Origin of the sequence: Microvirga aerophila (genome assembly GCF_003332305.1) — a bacterium.
Classification (GTDB): domain Bacteria; phylum Pseudomonadota; class Alphaproteobacteria; order Rhizobiales; family Beijerinckiaceae; genus Microvirga; species Microvirga aerophila.
On record NZ_QOIO01000007.1, the window covers coordinates 116040 to 132413 of the forward strand.

Annotated in this window: 15 protein-coding genes; 9 read left to right on the forward strand and 6 right to left on the reverse strand. The window is 63.7% G+C overall.

Features of this window, described 5'->3' with window-relative positions:
* Positions 1 to 96: 96 nt before the first annotated feature.
* A complete protein-coding gene (gene rpoZ / locus DRB19_RS05585; protein WP_114185047.1) occupies positions 97 to 504 on the reverse strand; it encodes a DNA-directed RNA polymerase subunit omega in 408 nt (135 codons plus the stop codon).
* Between the two features lie 165 nt (positions 505 to 669).
* Between rpoZ and fabD the strand changes: the two genes are divergently transcribed.
* The 7 genes from fabD to gmk all read left to right on the forward strand — a co-directional run bounded on the left by fabD (position 670) and on the right by gmk (position 7356).
* The gene (gene fabD, locus DRB19_RS05590) at positions 670 to 1617 is read left to right on the forward strand and encodes an ACP S-malonyltransferase (RefSeq protein WP_114185048.1); all 948 of its coding nucleotides are present in this window, start codon (positions 670 to 672) and stop codon (positions 1615 to 1617) included.
* Between the two features lie 10 nt (positions 1618 to 1627).
* Entirely contained in the window at positions 1628 to 2365 is a 738-nt protein-coding gene (gene fabG, locus DRB19_RS05595; protein ID WP_114185049.1) for a 3-oxoacyl-[acyl-carrier-protein] reductase, read from the forward strand.
* Between the two features lie 235 nt (positions 2366 to 2600).
* Entirely contained in the window at positions 2601 to 2837 is a 237-nt protein-coding gene (locus DRB19_RS05600; protein WP_114185050.1) for an acyl carrier protein, read from the forward strand.
* A gap of 62 nt (positions 2838 to 2899) precedes the next feature.
* Positions 2900 to 4162 carry a beta-ketoacyl-ACP synthase II gene (gene fabF / locus DRB19_RS05605; protein WP_114185082.1) on the forward strand — a complete coding sequence of 421 codons (1263 nt, stop codon included), beginning with the start codon at positions 2900 to 2902 and terminating at the stop codon, positions 4160 to 4162.
* 94 nt (positions 4163 to 4256) lie between these two features.
* A complete protein-coding gene (gene mltG, locus DRB19_RS05610; RefSeq protein ID WP_114185051.1) occupies positions 4257 to 5630 on the forward strand; it encodes an endolytic transglycosylase MltG in 1374 nt (457 codons plus the stop codon).
* Positions 5631 to 5815: 185 nt separating this feature from the next.
* The gene (locus tag DRB19_RS05615; protein ID WP_114185083.1) at positions 5816 to 6703 is read left to right on the forward strand and encodes a YicC/YloC family endoribonuclease; all 888 of its coding nucleotides are present in this window, start codon (positions 5816 to 5818) and stop codon (positions 6701 to 6703) included.
* Positions 6703 to 7356 (forward strand): guanylate kinase, encoded by a 654-nt coding sequence (gene gmk / locus DRB19_RS05620; protein ID WP_114185052.1) that lies wholly within the window; start codon positions 6703 to 6705, stop codon positions 7354 to 7356. Before DRB19_RS05615 ends, gmk begins: the two co-directional genes overlap by 1 nt.
* Positions 7357 to 7405: 49 nt before the next feature.
* Here gmk and rsmA read toward each other — a convergent pair whose 3' ends face one another.
* From rsmA to lptF, 5 genes are read right to left on the reverse strand one after another with little or no spacing between them, the layout of a single operon-like run.
* The gene (rsmA, locus tag DRB19_RS05625) at positions 7406 to 8260 is read right to left on the reverse strand and encodes a 16S rRNA (adenine(1518)-N(6)/adenine(1519)-N(6))-dimethyltransferase RsmA (RefSeq protein ID WP_114185053.1); all 855 of its coding nucleotides are present in this window, start codon (positions 8258 to 8260) and stop codon (positions 7406 to 7408) included.
* Positions 8257 to 9279, reverse strand: coding sequence for a 4-hydroxythreonine-4-phosphate dehydrogenase PdxA (gene pdxA, locus DRB19_RS05630; protein ID WP_114185054.1), 1023 nt, complete (start codon positions 9277 to 9279; stop codon positions 8257 to 8259). The genes rsmA and pdxA overlap by 4 nt, the downstream gene beginning before the upstream one ends.
* The gene (locus tag DRB19_RS05635; protein ID WP_114185055.1) at positions 9276 to 11822 is read right to left on the reverse strand and encodes an LPS-assembly protein LptD; all 2547 of its coding nucleotides are present in this window, start codon (positions 11820 to 11822) and stop codon (positions 9276 to 9278) included. The genes pdxA and DRB19_RS05635 overlap by 4 nt, the downstream gene beginning before the upstream one ends.
* A 34-nt stretch (positions 11823 to 11856) precedes the next feature.
* A complete protein-coding gene (gene lptG, locus DRB19_RS05640) occupies positions 11857 to 12942 on the reverse strand; it encodes an LPS export ABC transporter permease LptG (protein ID WP_114185056.1) in 1086 nt (361 codons plus the stop codon).
* Between the two features lie 2 nt (positions 12943 to 12944).
* Positions 12945 to 14108 carry an LPS export ABC transporter permease LptF gene (lptF, locus tag DRB19_RS05645; RefSeq protein WP_114185057.1) on the reverse strand — a complete coding sequence of 388 codons (1164 nt, stop codon included), beginning with the start codon at positions 14106 to 14108 and terminating at the stop codon, positions 12945 to 12947.
* 195 nt (positions 14109 to 14303) lie between these two features.
* Between lptF and DRB19_RS05650 the strand changes: the two genes are divergently transcribed.
* Together DRB19_RS05650 and DRB19_RS05655 are read left to right on the forward strand one after the other, a co-directional pair.
* A complete protein-coding gene (locus DRB19_RS05650; RefSeq protein WP_114185058.1) occupies positions 14304 to 15797 on the forward strand; it encodes a leucyl aminopeptidase in 1494 nt (497 codons plus the stop codon).
* Positions 15798 to 15856: 59 nt separating this feature from the next.
* Positions 15857 to 16309 carry a DNA polymerase III subunit chi gene (locus tag DRB19_RS05655; protein ID WP_114185059.1) on the forward strand — a complete coding sequence of 151 codons (453 nt, stop codon included), beginning with the start codon at positions 15857 to 15859 and terminating at the stop codon, positions 16307 to 16309.
* Positions 16310 to 16374 lie beyond the last annotated feature (65 nt).

Sequence of the window (16374 nt, forward strand, 5' to 3'; positions counted from 1 at the left end):
AGGCTTCCCTTTGCCTCATTGGCCGTCTCCATGGTCCTATAACGAAAAAGCCCGGCTTAAAGCCGGGCTTTCGTCCAAAATATTTTGTCGTGCGGCTTATTCGCGGTCGTCCTCGTCCGCGCTGCTGCTCGGGGGCACGAGGCCTTCCAGTCCGCGGAGCAGGTCTTCCTCGCTCATGCGGTCGAACTGGACGTCCGTGTCGTTGTCCTTGCTGGCCGTAGCGGCCGCGGCGGTGTTGCCGAGCAGCGGAACGGTTTCGGCCTCCGGCTCGTCCACCTCGACGTACTTTTGCATCGAGTGGATGAGCTGCTCCTTCAGGTCGTCGGGAGCAATGGTTTCGTCCGCAATCTCGCGGAGAGCCACCACGGGGTTCTTGTCGCGGTCGCGGTCGATGGTGAGCGGCGAACCTGAGGAGATCAGGCGCGCCCGGTGGCTGGCGAGCAGCACGAGCTCAAACCGGTTGTCGACCTTGTCGATGCAGTCTTCGACGGTCACACGAGCCATGAAGAGGCTCCTTCTTGAGTTCGAAAATATCGGAAGACCGGCTGGATACACGGGTTAGCGCGAGAAAACAAGGGGATAGGCTGGGTCAGAGTCGGGCCGTTGCGCTTGACTTGGACGTTTGACGATGCGAGTCCCGCCCAAATTTCAACAGAACGGCACTTTGACATGAAGCGCGCATTCATTTTCCCCGGACAGGGAAGCCAGTCGGTCGGGATGGGCAAGGCCCTGGCCGAATCCTTTCCTCAGGCCAAGGCCGTGTTCGACGAGGTGGATGACGCCCTGTCGCAGAAGCTCTCGAGCATCATGTGGGAGGGGCCCGCGGAGGACCTTACCCTGACGGCTAACACCCAGCCGGCCCTCATGGCCGTCAGCTTGGCCGCGATCCGGGTCCTGGAGGCAGAGGCCGGCCTCGACCTCAAGCGGCATGCGGACTTCCTGGCCGGGCATTCCTTGGGCGAGTATTCGGCTTTGGCGGCCGCGGGCAGCCTCTCGATCGGAGACACGGCCCGCCTGCTGCGCATCCGCGGCAACGCCATGCAGAACGCGGTGCCGGTGGGGCAGGGCGCGATGGCGGCCCTGTTGGGGCTCGAGTTTGATGCAGCCCTGGAGGTTGCCCACGCGGCAGCTCAAGGAGAGGTCTGCGATGCGGCCAACGACAACGGCGGCGCGCAGGTGGTCGTGTCCGGCCACAAGTCGGCGGTCGAGCGGGCTGTTGCGATCGCCCAGGAGAAGGGCGCCAAGCGCGCCGTGATGCTGGCCGTATCCGCCCCCTTCCATTGCGCCCTCATGCAACCCGCCGCCGACGCCATGCGTGACGCGCTGGCGAGGGTGACGGTCAATGCACCGGTCGTCCCGGTCGTGGCGAACGTGGAGGCGGCTCCCATCACCGATCCGGATGCGATCCGCAGCGCCCTGGTCCGGCAGGTCACCGGCACCGTCCGCTGGCGCGAAAGCGTGGCCTACATGGCGTCCCAGGGAGTTGAGGCCTTCTATGAGGTTGGGCCCGGCAAGGTCCTGACCGGCCTCGTGAAACGCATAGCCGCGGGAGCATCCGCCGTCGCCATCGGGTCGCCGGACGACGTGACCGCCTTCAAAGCCTCCCTGCAAGGGTAAGGAGCCTCAAATGTTCGGTCTTTCCGGCCGTAAGGCCCTCGTCACCGGCGCCACCGGCGGCATCGGCGGCTCCATCGCCCGGGCGCTGCACGCCCAGGGTGCGACCGTCGCCCTGTCGGGCACCCGGCGCAGTGCCCTGGACGAACTGGCCGCCTCCCTGGGCGACCGGGTCCACGTGGTCGAGGCGAACCTGTCCGATAAGGATTCCGTCGAAGCCCTTGTGCCAGCAGCCGAAAAGGCCATGGACGGCCTCGACATCCTGGTCAACAACGCCGGCGTGACCAAGGACAACCTCTTCATGCGCATGAAGGACGAGGAGTGGGACACGGTCATCGCCGTGAACCTCACCGCCTCGTTCCGGCTCTCCCGCGCGGCCGTGAAGAACATGATGCGCCGGCGCTACGGCCGGATCATCAATATCGGGTCCGTGGTGGGCTCCACCGGCAATCCGGGGCAGGGGAACTATGCCGCGTCCAAGGCCGGCCTCATCGGCATGACGAAGGCGCTGGCGGCCGAGGTGGCGAGCCGCAGCATCACGGTGAACTGCGTGGCGCCGGGCTTCATCGAGTCGCCCATGACCGATGTGCTGAACGAGAAACAGCGCGAGGGAATCCTGGGCACGATCCCCATGGGCCGCCTCGGCCAGGGCGGGGAAATCGCCTCGGCGGTGGTTTATCTCGCGTCCACCGAAGCCGGCTACGTGACGGGTCACACCCTGCACGTGAATGGCGGAATGGCCATGTTCTAAAAGGGTTTGAGAGCCCTTTCGGAATTTGTCTGCAGAACCCGGCGGACCCCTCGCCAGAGCCGATAAGCTTGTGTTAAGCATGTGCTCGATTTGGTCGGAGGGGTTGACCAGCGCTCAAAAATGCGGCTTTGCACGGCGCAAGCCAGCCGCTCCAGCGTTGTCAGCCGGACAGCTGATCCAATTTTGATTTCTTGACCCGCCCAATCCTGAGGCGGCAGCCACTGAGGAAAGAACGATGAGTGACGTCGCTGATCGCGTGAAGAAGATCGTTGTCGAGCACCTGGGCGTTGAAGCCGACAAGGTCACCGACAATGCCAACTTCATCGACGACCTGGGCGCAGACAGCCTCGACACCGTCGAGCTCGTTATGGCGTTCGAAGAAGAGTTCAACGTCGAGATCCCGGACGACGCGGCTGAGACCATCGTGACGGTCGGCGACGCGATCAAGTTCCTCGAGAAGAACGCGGCCTAAGCGCCAAAGGGCGTCGGGTGAACCATCCGACGCCCGATTTCTATTCAATGGCAGGAAACATCATGCGGCGTGTTGTGGTCACGGGTCTTGGCATGGTCACCCCGCTCGGTTGCGGGGTCGAAAAGACTTGGTCTCGAATTCTGGATAGCCAAAGCGGCGCCAACAAGATCAGCGGTTTCCAAATCGACGATCTGGCCTGCCGGATCGCCTGCCAGATCCCCCTCGGCGATGGTTCCGACGGCACCTTCAATGCTGACCAGTGGATGGAGCCCAAGGAGCAGCGCAAGGTCGATCCCTTCATCGTCTATGCGATGGCGGCCGCCACGCAGGCCCTCGACGATGCCGGCTGGAAGCCCACCACCTACGAGGACCAATGCGCTTCCGGCGTGCTGATCGGCTCCGGCATCGGCGGCATCGGCGGCATCTATGAAGCGTCCCAAACCCTGATCGAGCGCGGCCCGCGCCGGGTCTCGCCCTTCTTCATTCCCGGTCGCCTCATCAATCTCGCGGGCGGTTACGTGTCCATCGAGCATGGCCTCAAGGGCCCGAACAACGCGGTCGTGACAGCCTGCTCCACCGGCTCGCACGCCATCGGCGACGCGGCCCGCCTCATCGCGCTCGGCGATGCGGACGTGATGGTAGCCGGCGGCACGGAATCCCCCATCAACCGCCTGTCGATCGCCGGTTTCGCGGCCTGCCGCGCTCTCTCGACCAATTTCAACGACGATCCGACCCGGGCGTCGCGCCCCTACGACAAGGACCGTGACGGCTTCGTTATGGGCGAAGGCGCGGGCATCGTGGTGCTGGAAGAATACGAGCACGCCAAGGCGCGCGGGGCCAAGATCTATGCCGAGGTCATCGGCTACGGCCTGTCGGGCGACGCCTACCACATCACCTCGCCGTCCGAGGACGGGGACGGGGCCTATCGCTGCATGTCCGCCGCCGTCAAGCGGGCGGGAATCTCGCCCTCCGAGATCGACTACATCAACGCCCACGGCACCTCCACGCCGCTCGGAGACGAGCTTGAGCTGAAGGCCGTGGAGCGAGTCGTCGGCAATGCGGCCGGCAAGCTCGCCATGTCGTCGACCAAGTCGGCCATCGGCCATTTGCTTGGAGCAGCCGGCTCCGTCGAGGCGATCTTCTCGATCCTGGCCATGCGCGACGGCATCGTGCCGCCAACGCTCAACCTCGACAATCCGTCCGTTGAAACCGCAATCGACCTCGTGCCGCACACCCCGAAGCGCAAAGAGGTCAACGTGGCCCTGTCGAACTCCTTCGGGTTCGGCGGCACCAATGCTTCTTTAATCTTCCGGCGGGTATCCTGATCCTGCGGTTACGCGTTACGGCTTTTCGCCATAATCCCGATTAGGGTGTCGAACGGACGGCATAACTGCCGATCGACACCAGAAAAGCAGCGTGATGTTCGGCAGAAAAAAACATACTCTCATGTCGTCGGTTGAAGCTCAGCAGGACGAGCAGCAGCCGCGTCTTTCTCCGAAGTCCCCAAGCGAGGCAATCAAGCCCATGGCGGCTCCGCCACCGCCGCCGCGAATTCGCCGCCGGCGTGGCGGCATGCTGTCGATCCTCAGCGGCCTCTTGACGCTCTTCATCGCTTTTGCCATTGCGGCCATTTTCGGCTTCGGCATGCTGAACAGCGAGGTGACTTCCAAGGGTCCGCTCCAGAACGACAAGGTCGTTCTGATCCCGAAGAATACCGGCACGGGCGAGATCGCCGGCATCCTCAAGCGCGAAGGAGTGATCGAACAGCCCCTGCTGTTCGAGATGTACTCCCTGATCAATCGTCAGCGCGGACAACTCAAGGCCGGCGAGTTCCTCTTCAAGGCCGGCACGAGCATCGACGAGGCCATCGACACCCTGGTGCAGGGCAAGGCGATTCTGCACTCCGTGACAGTGCCGGAGGGTCTGACGAGCGAGCAGATCGTCTCTCGGCTCTACGAGAACGAGATCCTGACCGGCGAGATTGCCGAAACCCCGCGGGAGGGCACGCTTCTTCCCGACACCTACAAGTTCGAGCGTGGCACCACGCGCCAGCAGATCGTCAACAACATGCAGGCGGCGCAGCGCCAGGCCCTTGCCCAGATTTGGCAGCGCCGGTCCCCCGAACTGCCGGTGAAAACCGCCCAGGAATTGGTGATTTTGGCCTCCGTGGTCGAGAAGGAGACCGGTCGTGCCGACGAGCGCACCCGGGTCGCAGGCGTCTTCATCAACCGCCTCATGAAGCGCATGAAGCTCCAGTCCGATCCTACGATCGTGTACGGCCTCGTCGGCGGCAAGGGCACCCTCGGCCGCGGAATCATGCGCAGCGAGATCGAAACCGCCACGCCCTACAACACCTACGTGATCGAAGGACTGCCTCCGGGTCCCATCGCCAATCCCGGCCGCGCGGCTCTCGAGGCGGTCGCGAATCCGTCGCGGACGAAGGACCTCTATTTCGTGGCCGATGGATCAGGCGGCCACGCTTTCGCCGAGACCTACGAACAGCATCAGCGCAACGTGGCGCGCTGGCGGCAGGTCGAGAAGACCCGAGCCACGACCGAAGCGCCGGACGCGGTGGATCGGGTCGAACCCGACAGCGAAGGTTCTGTTCCGCCCGGCACGTCGGGCGGCCTTGCGCCAGACCTGCGTGGTTCCACCGAGGTGGTGCGCGGAGGCCCGCGACAGGGGCGCGCCCGTGGCTTCGACGCCAGCGAGGGGACCGACAAGGATCCTCTCAAGAACAAGACGTTCGACCTGAGCACTCCCAAGAACGTTCCTGTCTTGCGTGAGCCGTAGAGCATCGGACGAGCGTACGGGGCTCATTTTGGGCCCACTCCAAGCTTTCGATCGGAACCAGCGCATCGTTGTACCCGCAACACTGGGTCCGCTTTCGCACGATCCTCCAGCAACCATCGCTGCTTGTGGCTGAGGCGGGCGGCCAGTATGGTCGCGCCAACTTTTCAGTGCCGAGGTTCAAGCGCATGGCTATTGCGAGCATGACCGGCTTCGCCCGCGAAGCCGGCGTTACGGGTCCCTATCAATGGGCCTGGGAGATCAAGACCGTGAACGGACGGGGCCTCGAGGTCCGCGTACGCACACCGTCCGGCCTCGATTCCGTCGGCGAGGAGGCACGCAGCCAGATCCTCAAGGCTTTCACCCGAGGGCAGGGGCAACTCAACCTCACGCTCGCCAAAGCCTCGTCTGCCCCGAAGCTGCGCGTCAACCAGGAGGTTCTGCACTCACTCATCGAGGCCGTCGGCAGCCTGACCCTGCCGGCCAATGTGCAGCCCGCTTCCCTTGATGGACTCCTGACCGTCCGCGGCGTGGTGGAACTCGATGACGATGCCGTCGATCCCGCGCAGGACCAGGCTCTCGTGGAGGCGCTCAAGGCCGGAATCCGCCCCTTGATCGATGATCTCAAGGCTGCACGGCGGGCCGAGGGGAAGGCATTGGCGGCCGTGCTTCTCCAGCACCTCGATTCCATCGCTCACCTCGTGGACGAAGCGGATGCCGCGCCGGCCCGCAAGCCCGACGCCATCCGGGCCCGGCTGGAGGCTCAGATCGACGAACTGCTGGAAGGGAAGAATGCGCTTGATCCTGCGCGCCTGCACCAGGAGGCAGTTCTGATCGCCGCCCGCGCCGACATCCGCGAAGAACTCGACCGGCTGCGCGCCCATGTGGAGGCGGCCCGGACGATGCTCCAGGATGGCGGCGCTGTCGGGAGGCGGCTCGATTTCCTGTCTCAGGAGCTCGGGCGCGAGGCCAACACCCTGTGCGCCAAGGCCAATGACGTATCCCTGTCGCGGATCGGGCTTGACCTGAAAGCCGTGATCGAACAGTTCCGCGAACAGGTTCAGAATGTGGAGTGATGGAGTTGAGTGCAGTGGAATTGAAGCGGCGTGGGCTCTTGCTGATCCTGTCGTCTCCGTCGGGGGCGGGCAAATCCACCCTGACGCGCAACCTCGTCCGCGAGGACCGGGGGATCCGCCTGTCGATCTCGGTCACGACCCGTCACAAACGTCCGTCCGAGATCAACGGCGTCCACTACAATTTCATGGAGAGCGTGCCCGATTTTGAGGAAATGCGGGACCGTGGCGATCTTCTCGAATGGGCGCAGGTGCACGGAAACTACTACGGCACCCCGCGCAAGCCCGTCGAACAGGCCCTCGCCCGGGGCGAAGACATGATGTTCGACATCGACTGGCAGGGCACAAAGCAAATCGTCGAGAAGATGCGCTCCGATGTGGTGAGCGTGTTCATCCTCCCGCCCTCCATGGCAGAGCTGAAGGCAAGGCTGGAGCGACGGGCCGAGGATACGCCCGAGGTCATCGCCCGCCGCCTGCGCAACGCGCGGGACGAGATCGCCCAGTGGCAGGCCTACGACTACGTTCTCATCAACGACGACCTCGACCGCACCTATGGCGACCTGAAGGCGATTCTGGCAGCCGAGCGCCTGCGCCGGGAACGGCAGGTCGAATTGGAGGGCTTCATCGACGGCCTCTTAGCAGTGCCGGCGGAATAGGACCGAACGGCTGCTCGAAGCATGCGCTCAATCGGCGAAGGCAGGCGTGCTATGACGCTTTGATGCGATCGAGGGCGTTGGCCAAAGCAACATAGCCCTCGACGGGCACGTTCTCGGCACGTGTGGTCTCTTCGAGGCCAGCGGCGGTGATCATCGCAGACGGGTCGGGCGTGACGGATTTGAGGCTCTGGCGCAGCATCTTGCGCCGCTGTCCAAAGGCCGCACGGGTAACCGCCTCGAGCGCGCCGATCCGGCAGGGCAGGGGCTCCGGCTTGGGCGTCAGGTGGACGATGCTCGACGTGATCTTGGGAGGCGGCACGAAGGCCGAGGGCGGCACGTCGAAGAGGATGCGCGCCTCCGTCCGCCAGCCACAGAGCACGCCCAGGCGGCCATAATCTTTCGGGTCGTTTTCGTCGGCGACAATGCGCTCCGCCACCTCGCGCTGGAACATTAGCGTGAGCGAGCTCCACCACGGCGGCCAGGCCTCGCCGGTGAGCCAGCCGGTCAGCAGGGCTGTGCCGACATTGTAGGGCAGGTTGGAGATGATCCGGGCCGTGCCCTCGCCGATCAAGGGCCTGGGATCGAACGCAAGGGCGTCCGCCTCGATGACCTCCAGCCGACTAGGATAGTGCGCGGCGATTTCCGCCAGCACCGGCATGCACCGGGCATCCCGCTCGATGGCGATCACCTTCCGGGCGCCAGCCGCCAGGATGGCGCGGGTCAGGCCGCCGGGGCCGGGGCCCACCTCGACCACAGTGGCGTCTTCGAGGGAGCCCGCCGAGCGGGCAATCCGGCTCGTGAGATTGAGGTCGAACAGAAAGTTCTGACCCAGCGATTTCCTGGCCATGAGCCCGTGGGTGCGAACAACGTCCCGCAGGGGCGGCAGATCGTCGATCTGGCTCATGGGCCGGCGTGCCCTGCGCCCAAGCGCGCCGCAAGCCTGAGCGCAGCCATCAGGCTGTCGGGCCGCGCAATGCCCTTTCCGGCAATGTCGAAGGCCGTGCCGTGGTCCGGCGACGTACGCACGAAGGGAAGGCCAAGGGTCACGTTGACCCCCTCGTCGAATGCGATGGTCTTGATCGGGATCAGCGCCTGATCGTGATACATAGCGAGCGCCGCATCATAGCGTCTGCGGGCGCGGGGGTGGAACATGGTGTCGGCAGGCAGCGGCCCTGAAGCGTCGATGCCCTCTGCACGCAAGGTCTCGATGGCTGGGGCGATGATGGTGCTGTCTTCGGACCCCATGGCTCCGTTTTCCCCGGCATGCGGATTGAGGCCGGCGAGGGCCAGGCGCGGATGAGGAATGCCGAACCGGTCCTTCAGTTCCCGCGCCACGATCCGAGCCGTCAGAACGATCAGCTCCGGGGTCAGGGCTGCGGGTACAGAGGACAACGGGATATGCACCGTGACCGGAACAACCGCCAGTTCTTCGCTCCATAGCATCATGACCGGGTGAGGGGGCGGGCCTCCCGGCTCCGCTGCCAGGGCCGCCAGAAACTCCGTATGGCCCGGATGGCGAAAGCCCGCCTCGTAGAGCACATGCTTTGCGATGGGATTGGTGACAAGCGCTGCGGCGCGGCCATCGCGGACCAGCTGCACGGCGGTCTCGATGGATTCGATCACGGAATGCGCATAGGCAGGATCGGGCTTGCCCGGGATAGCGGACACAGCAGCCTTAAGGGGAATGACCGGCAATGCCCGGTCGAAAACCGAGCGCGCCTCAGCCGGTTCGACCGAAGCGATGGGAACATCCCATCCTTGTGACTGTGCCACGCGACCGAGATGATCCGGATCGGAAACAACCGCGAAAGGCGGCAATGACACCTCGTTCCGTTTCAGCCAAGCGCTGAGGGTCAGCTCGGGACCGATCCCGCCGGGATCGCCCTGGGTCAGCAGGAGAGGGACCTCACAAGGACCCGTCACTGAGCCGAGACGCCCTCTTGCCCCGTGTCGGATCCACCGAGGTTCTGGTTGAACTCGACCTCACCGAGGGTGCGCAGCTCGAGGCGGAGCAGGACGGTATGGTTCCGGTCCCTTTCGCCCGACGTGACCGCAAGATCGCGCGGCGCCACCGAGTAGTTGATCGAGAAGGTCGTGCACTCGTCGATATATCCCAAGCCCAACGACATGGAGCTCACATAGGCAGAATCGGTGCCGTTATAGACCGCATTCACCGGATCGAGAGCGTACTGAGTAGCAAATGTATCGCGCGCCAGGAGGTAGCGGTCGAGATCGAGGAGGACGGAACCCGACACATACCAGTTCGGGGTTACGTTCCAGCGCGCGCTCGCCAGAATGCCTTCGCGACGGTGGTCGAAGCCCATCTGCGGCTGAGCCTCATAGCGGGCATAGGTGAGCGAGGTTGAGAATGGCAGGTAGGGGGCGAAGTTCGCCGTCAGGCCTGCCTCGATGCGATTGATCCCGAAATCCTCCTGGTCGAACCGCGCACGCGTCACGAAGGAGAAATTCGCGTTCGGGGCAATCTGGAACCGGCCCACATAATCGGACGCTCGGGAATCGAGCCCTGAATCCGGGCCGACATTGGCCAGGTCGCCCTGCCGGAAGGAGTTGCGCCCGGCGAGCTGGTAGGATTGGCCGAACAGCAGGTTCGCGTAGAAGCCGTCGGCACCCGTAACGGTGTATTGAAGGCCCACATTGGCCCGCACGCCGCCTTCGGCGCGGTCGTAGCCCGAGAACTTGTCCCAATCGAACAGCGAGGTGTCGTCGAACACGAGGCTTTGGGCGTCTTCGTTCGGCAGGTGGCCGATCCGGGTCTCGTTCGGACGGGCGATCACCTGCGCGATTGGCTCCAGGATCTGCGTGCCAGAGGTGCCGAGATCGGCCACGAACGGGAACCGGTATTCCAGGCCGATGGCCGGCATGGCGCGGAACATGTAGTCGTCGTCCCCGCCGAGGAAGTTCGCAAGCTCGATGTTCTGGTAGCCGTTGAAATCAGGAGCGATCCAGAATTGATCGGCGCGCAGATAGGCGAACGGCGTCCAGACCTGGCCCGCCGGATCCACGAATTCGCGCCGCCAGGACACGTTGACCGAGGCGCGGGAGGTGGAACCACTGATGCCGCGAACCAGGCACGAGCCACGCTGGAAGATCGCGCAGGTCTCATAGAGCCCAAAGAGATAGGTCTGCTGCTCCGGGATTTCCTGGAACTGTGCCGCTTCACGCGACAGGCTCGTCACGTTCACGTCGATGGAGAGTTCGCCGCCGAAGGCCTCGGGCGTGACGCGCTTGTTGTAGTCCAGCACCGGATGAACAACCGGCTGCTGCTTTTGCCAGTCGCTGGTCGAGAGGCCTTGGAAATAATAGCCTCGAACATCGAAGAACGAGCGATCGCCCTGGCCCTGCAGGAAGATGGTCGAAATCGATTCCTTGACGTAGAGCGAGCTGAGGCTTTCGCTGCGGATGCGATAGTTCGACAGGAACCACTTGTCGGACAGCAGCGCGATGTCCCAGCCCCATTTCCAGTGCTGGTTGATGTTGAACACGCCGGTCGATTCCAGCGAGCCGCGATGTTCGCGATCTCCTGCCCCATATGGGCCGGGTAGGAACGCGTCGGAATCTAGCTGCGAAATGCCCGCGGCGCGGATGTTGTAGGCGCCGGTTTCGAGGCGGTGCCGCCACTCGACTTGGCCCAGGAGGCCCTGCCGACTCAGGACGGTGGGCGACACGGTCAGGTCGTAGTTGGGAGCAATCGCCCAGAAGAACGGAACCTGCAGCCCGACGCCGAGGCTCGACGAATAGACGTAGCGCGGGGCAAGGAAGCCCGTCTTGCGCTTGACCGTCGGATCCGGCGTCCAGAAATATGGCATGTAGGCGACCGGAAGACCGAAGATCTCTACCGTCGCGTCTTCGTAGTAGATCGTCTGCTCGCTATTGTTGTGAATGATCTTGGCGGCCCTGACCTGCCACAGCGGAGGCCTCTCCGGATTGTCCTGGCAGGGCTCGCAGGCCGTGTAGGTGCCGCGTTCGAACGTTGTCGTTTCGCCTTCCGAACGCTCGGCGCGCGGCGACGAGAAGCGGGTGGTCAGCGGCCGGCCTTGGTCCACGCTGGTTTGAACTACCCGCAGGGAGTTGATGAAGCCGCTCTTGAAATCGTCCGTCAGCTCGAATCGGTCGCCGGTGACGATCGCGCCGCTCGCATCGGTCAGGCGCGCATTACCCTCGGCGTAGACCCGGCCGGTATTGCGGTCATAGGTGACCCGGTCGGCCTGAAGGGTCCGACCCTGATAGTTCATCTGAACGTCGCCGGAGGCCGCGATCGTGTTGGCGTCGTTGTTGTAAAGGATTTCCTTGGCGTCGACGAGAAGCCGATCCTGTCCCGAGCCGGCCTGAGCTTTGGCGCCGATCGATTCGTTAAGGGTTTGCGCAAGGGCAGGCACAGACCCGGCGGCACAAAGAAGCGCCACCGCGACCGCAGACATTGCGATCGTTGCCTTGACCCTTTCCATGCCCACTCCCCACCGAGCCCCGTGTCGAGAACGGTCAGCCGTCCTCTTGGTACAACAGGGCCAAAGTCCCTAACAAACTGCCTACTACAGCAGGAAACCAGGCAGCAACAACCGAACTGATGATTCCGGCTGCCCCAAGCTCTACCATTAGTTCCGTCGCGACATAAAGCATGAAGCCGGCGGCGACGCCACCCAGAACCATTGCCGCTACACCGCCAAATCGAAAGAATCTTAACGACACGGAGGCCGCGACGAAAACCATTGCAATGAAAAGCAATGGGCGGGCCAGGAGCACGTCGTAATGGAGCCGGTAGGCTGTGGTATTTATGTCAGCCTGCTCCATTCTTTCGATGGTTTGCTTGAGGTTCCAGAACGGAACCGCGTCAGGGGCGATGAAGCTCTGCTTCACCTGGGTCGGCTCGAGGCTGGAGGCGACCACGAAGCGGTCGTAGGAATGCGGCTCTTCGGTCGCACTGAGGACCCGGGCCTGGGCGAGTTCCCAGAAGCCCTCATGCAAGGTCGCTTCCTTGGCCTCGATTCGGTGCGAGAACGCGCCCGCGGGATCGAAGGCATAGACGGTCACCCCGGTGATCGTCGCGGTGTTGTTGATCGACCCTTCCGCGCGGAAGATGGCCTGCCCGTCCGTACTCTTCTGGCGGATCCAGATCGGCTTTTCGCTCTTTTGTGCGGACGTGCTGAAAACACGGGATTCCAGGTCGGAAGCGTGCTGCTTCAGCATGGCCGAGACCGGATTGTAGACCATGATCGACAGAAGCCCGATCGCAAGAGCCACGAAAAGCCCCGGCTGGAGGAACTGCCATGCGGAAATCCCGGCCGCCCGGGCAATCACCAGCTCGAGCTTGCGACTGAGCTGGAGGAGGGCCGCCATGCTGCCGAACAGGATAGCGAATGGCATGACCTGCTCAGCGATGGACGGTGTCCTGAACAGGGCGAGCTGAGCGATCACGCCCGGGGTCGCGCCCTCGGTGTCGCCGGCCCGGCGCATGAGTTCCACGAAATCGAGGGTGTAGATCAGGGTAAAAACGGTCGCGAAGACGAGAAAAATCGTCTTCAGGAACTGCCTGGAAAAATAACGCCCGAGCGTTGCGCCGATCAGCATGCTCAAGCCTTCTGAGAGTTCGAGGGACGGGACGGGAACGCGATGCGGCCTAACAGGGCGCCGGCCTTGGCCCTGATCGACCTGAGGGTCGCGCCTTGCAGGATCAGCATGAGGGAGATCGCGATCGCCAGGAGGGGAATGCCATAGACGGCGACGACCGCCGCCGGTGTTCGCACTACGGCGCTCGAGGCCGCGAAGCCGGCAATTCTCAGCACGATCACGCCAACGACCGCAGCCGCGATGGAGAGGCCGCGCCCTTGACGGGTCGTCCGCGGATCGCCCAGGGCCGCGAAGGCGATTGCCACCATGGCCAGGGGATAGAGCCACGACGAGAGCCTGTCATGCAATTCGGCCCTGAACCGGCCCGGCTGCATCTGGTAGAAAGTTTCGGCCTTGTCCGGAAAGATCAGCTGGGTCGTACTGCGCTCGCGCGGCTTGTAGGTGATTGTACTGTCCTCGTTGTTGAAGGCGTTCAGATCGACCGCGTAACGCTCGAAAGCCACGATCGAGGAGTCCCGACTGTTCGGCTCCTTTCTCTGAATGCTTCCCTTCTCGAGGACCAGATAGGCCTGCCCGTTGTTCTCGACGGTTTGGCCGCGCTCGGCCAGGTACACGACCACCTTGTCCTTGTTGCGCTGGTCTTCCATGAAGATCCCCAGCAGAGCGTCGCCCGACCGCTCCCGGTAATGGAACGTGATGCCGTTATCGAGGGTGATGAACTGGCCTTCCTTGGCCATGGTTGCGACGAAATCCGCGCGGATCTTCGTGACGAGATTGCGCATCTCCTGGAAGCTCGCCGGCATGACGTAAACGGTGATCATGCCCACCGCGAGGCACACGAAGGCCGCCAGGGTGAGGAACGGTCTCATGAGCCGCAACGGCCGCATTCCTGCGGCGCTCATGACGATCAGCTCGGAGTCGCTGTTCAGTTTGTTGAGCGCGTAAAGGGTCGCGATGAAGAGGGCGACCGGCGAGATGACGCTGATCAGTGCCGGCAGGGACAGACCCGTGACTGTCAGAAAGATGAGCACTGTCTGTCCCTTGCCGGTGAGGAGGTCCAGCTCGCGCAAGGCCTGCGTGACCCAGATGACCCCTGTCAGGGCGACGAGGCATGAGACGAAGGCCGTAAAGGCGTTTCTGAGGATGTAGCGTTCGAGAAGGGTCATGAAGCCTTTCGCCTTTGGGCATTCCGGCCCTGGGTACCTTGTCACATGAACACAGGCAAGGCCGGCCCGTTTGCCGCCAGCTTGAGAATATGCGCATCCGCGGTAAAGCCCGCGTGATCCGGCGTCTGATTTGCTGTATGTCACCAAGTCGCAGCCGGCGGAGCCGGCCACCTACAGCTCAATTGAGAGGGTTTCATGGCTGACAGCCTCAAGATCGATTTTCAGGCGCATGGCGCGGTCGGCGCAGGGGATCTCATTGTTTTCGTAGGCGAGAACCTCAAACCGACCCCTGCCGTCGCCAAGCAAATCGGCCCGAAGGCCGTCGACCTCATCGCCAAGGCAGCGGCCGCCGAGAACTTCAAGGGCAAGGCAAAGTCTACCATGAGCATTACGGCCCCGTCCGCCCTGCCGGTGGACCGGCTCGTCGTGATCGGCATGAGCGGCGAGAAGGAACAGTCCAAGATCGACTGGGCTCAAGTGGGCGGGATCGTCGCCGGCAGGGTGACCGGAAAGGCCGCGACGGCTGTCCTGGACATCCCAGGCGTTGACGTGACCCCTGAGGCGGTCTCGGACATGATCCTCGGGATCCACCTGCGCAGATACAGCTTCGACCGCTACAAGACCAAGAAGGACGAGAACGGTGGCAACGGACCGGTCCGGCTGACTCTTACCGTAGCCGACCCGGCAGCCGTCAAAAAGGCCGTCAAGGCGCGGGAAGGTGTCGCGACCGGGGTCATCATGGCCCGCGACCTCGTCAACGAGCCGCCGAACGTTCTCGGGCCCCGGGAATTCGCCGCCCGCGCCGAGGCCCTGAGCAAGGTAGGTGTGGAAATCGAGGTTCTCGACGAAAAGGCCATGCAGAAGCTGGGCATGCGGGCTCTTCTCGGCGTCGGGCAGGGCTCTGTCAGGGGAAGCCGCGTTGTGGTCATGCGCTGGAACGGCGGCAAGGCATCGGACAAGCCGGTCGCCTTTATCGGCAAGGGCGTGGTGTTCGATTCCGGCGGCATCTCCATCAAGCCCGGCGGCGGCATGGAGGACATGAAGGGCGATATGGCCGGAGCCGCCTGCGTGGTCGGCCTCATGTACGCTCTTGCCAGCCGCAAGGCCAAGGCGAACGTGGTAGGGGTGATCGGCCTCGTGGAGAACATGCCCGACGGCAACGCTCAGCGCCCCGGCGACATCGTCACCACCATGTCGGGCCAGACGATCGAGATCATCAACACGGACGCGGAAGGCCGCCTCGTGCTGGCCGACGTGCTCTGGTACGTGCAGGACCGGTTCAAGCCGAAATTCATGATCGATTTGGCGACCCTGACTGGCGCGATCCTGGTGGCGCTCGCGCAGGAATATGCGGGCCTCTTCTCCAACAACGACGAGCTGGCCCAGCGCATTACGGCCGCCGGTCAGGCGACCGGGGAGCGGGTCTGGCGCATGCCGATCGGGCCGGAATTCGACAAGATGATCGAATCGAAGTTCGCCGACATGAAGAACACCGGCGGCCGCCACGGGGGCTCCAGCACGGCGGCGGCGCTTCTCCAGCGCTTCGTGAACGACCTGCCTTGGGCCCACCTCGACATCGCCGGTACCGCAATGGGCTCGCCGCAGACCGATATCAACCGGGGCTGGAGCTCCGGCTGGGGTGTGCGCCTGCTCGACCGCCTGGTGCGTGACAACTACGAGACCCGCTGATGGAAGCCGGACAAGACTTGTCCGCCATTGTCCTCTGGCGCAGCGGAATGTGAGCGCCGATGGCGGAAGTCCTTTTCTATCACCTCCAGAACCAGCCTCTGGAAGCCGTTCTCCCGATGCTCCTGCAGAAGACGCTGGAGCGGGACTGGCGGGCAGTGGTCCAGGTCACGACCGAGGAGCGGCTCGCTGCCCTCGACGACCACCTCTGGACCTTTACGGATGAAAGCTTTCTGCCCCACGGCACGGATCGTGAGGCCCATGCGGCGGATCAGCCCATCTTGATCACGCTCGCCGGCCAGAACCCGAACGGAGCCTCCATCCGTTTTCTCGCGGAAGGCGCCGACCTGCCGGAGGATATCGCGGCCTATCAGCGGATCGCGATCCTGTTCGACGGCAACGACGTCCAGGCTCTCGCCCTTGCGCGCGATCAGTGGCGCAGAGTGAAGGAGGGCGGCCATGACGCGACCTATTGGCAGCAGGACGAGATGGGCCGCTGGCAGCGCAAAGCCTGAGGTCACCCGGATGTGACTTGGCACAGGCCGCTTGTGTCCCATTTGCTGGGGGCCATGAGGATGTC

Excerpts from the sequence above, each read along its gene's own strand:
- rpoZ (WP_114185047.1), bottom strand. The coding sequence starts at position 504 with ATGGCTCGTGTGACCGTCGAAGACTGCATCGACAAGGTCGACAACCGG.
- fabD (WP_114185048.1), top strand. The coding sequence starts at position 670 with ATGAAGCGCGCATTCATTTTCCCCGGACAGGGAAGCCAGTCGGTCGGG.
- fabG (WP_114185049.1), top strand. The coding sequence starts at position 1,628 with ATGTTCGGTCTTTCCGGCCGTAAGGCCCTCGTCACCGGCGCCACCGGC.
- DRB19_RS05600 (WP_114185050.1), top strand. The coding sequence starts at position 2,601 with ATGAGTGACGTCGCTGATCGCGTGAAGAAGATCGTTGTCGAGCACCTG.
- fabF (WP_114185082.1), top strand. The coding sequence starts at position 2,900 with ATGCGGCGTGTTGTGGTCACGGGTCTTGGCATGGTCACCCCGCTCGGT.
- mltG (WP_114185051.1), top strand. The coding sequence starts at position 4,257 with ATGTTCGGCAGAAAAAAACATACTCTCATGTCGTCGGTTGAAGCTCAG.
- DRB19_RS05615 (WP_114185083.1), top strand. The coding sequence starts at position 5,816 with ATGGCTATTGCGAGCATGACCGGCTTCGCCCGCGAAGCCGGCGTTACG.
- gmk (WP_114185052.1), top strand. The coding sequence starts at position 6,703 with ATGGAGTTGAGTGCAGTGGAATTGAAGCGGCGTGGGCTCTTGCTGATC.
- rsmA (WP_114185053.1), bottom strand. The coding sequence starts at position 8,260 with ATGAGCCAGATCGACGATCTGCCGCCCCTGCGGGACGTTGTTCGCACC.
- DRB19_RS05635 (WP_114185055.1), bottom strand. The coding sequence starts at position 11,822 with ATGGAAAGGGTCAAGGCAACGATCGCAATGTCTGCGGTCGCGGTGGCG.
- lptG (WP_114185056.1), bottom strand. The coding sequence starts at position 12,942 with ATGCTGATCGGCGCAACGCTCGGGCGTTATTTTTCCAGGCAGTTCCTG.
- lptF (WP_114185057.1), bottom strand. The coding sequence starts at position 14,108 with ATGACCCTTCTCGAACGCTACATCCTCAGAAACGCCTTTACGGCCTTC.
- DRB19_RS05650 (WP_114185058.1), top strand. The coding sequence starts at position 14,304 with ATGGCTGACAGCCTCAAGATCGATTTTCAGGCGCATGGCGCGGTCGGC.
- DRB19_RS05655 (WP_114185059.1), top strand. The coding sequence starts at position 15,857 with ATGGCGGAAGTCCTTTTCTATCACCTCCAGAACCAGCCTCTGGAAGCC.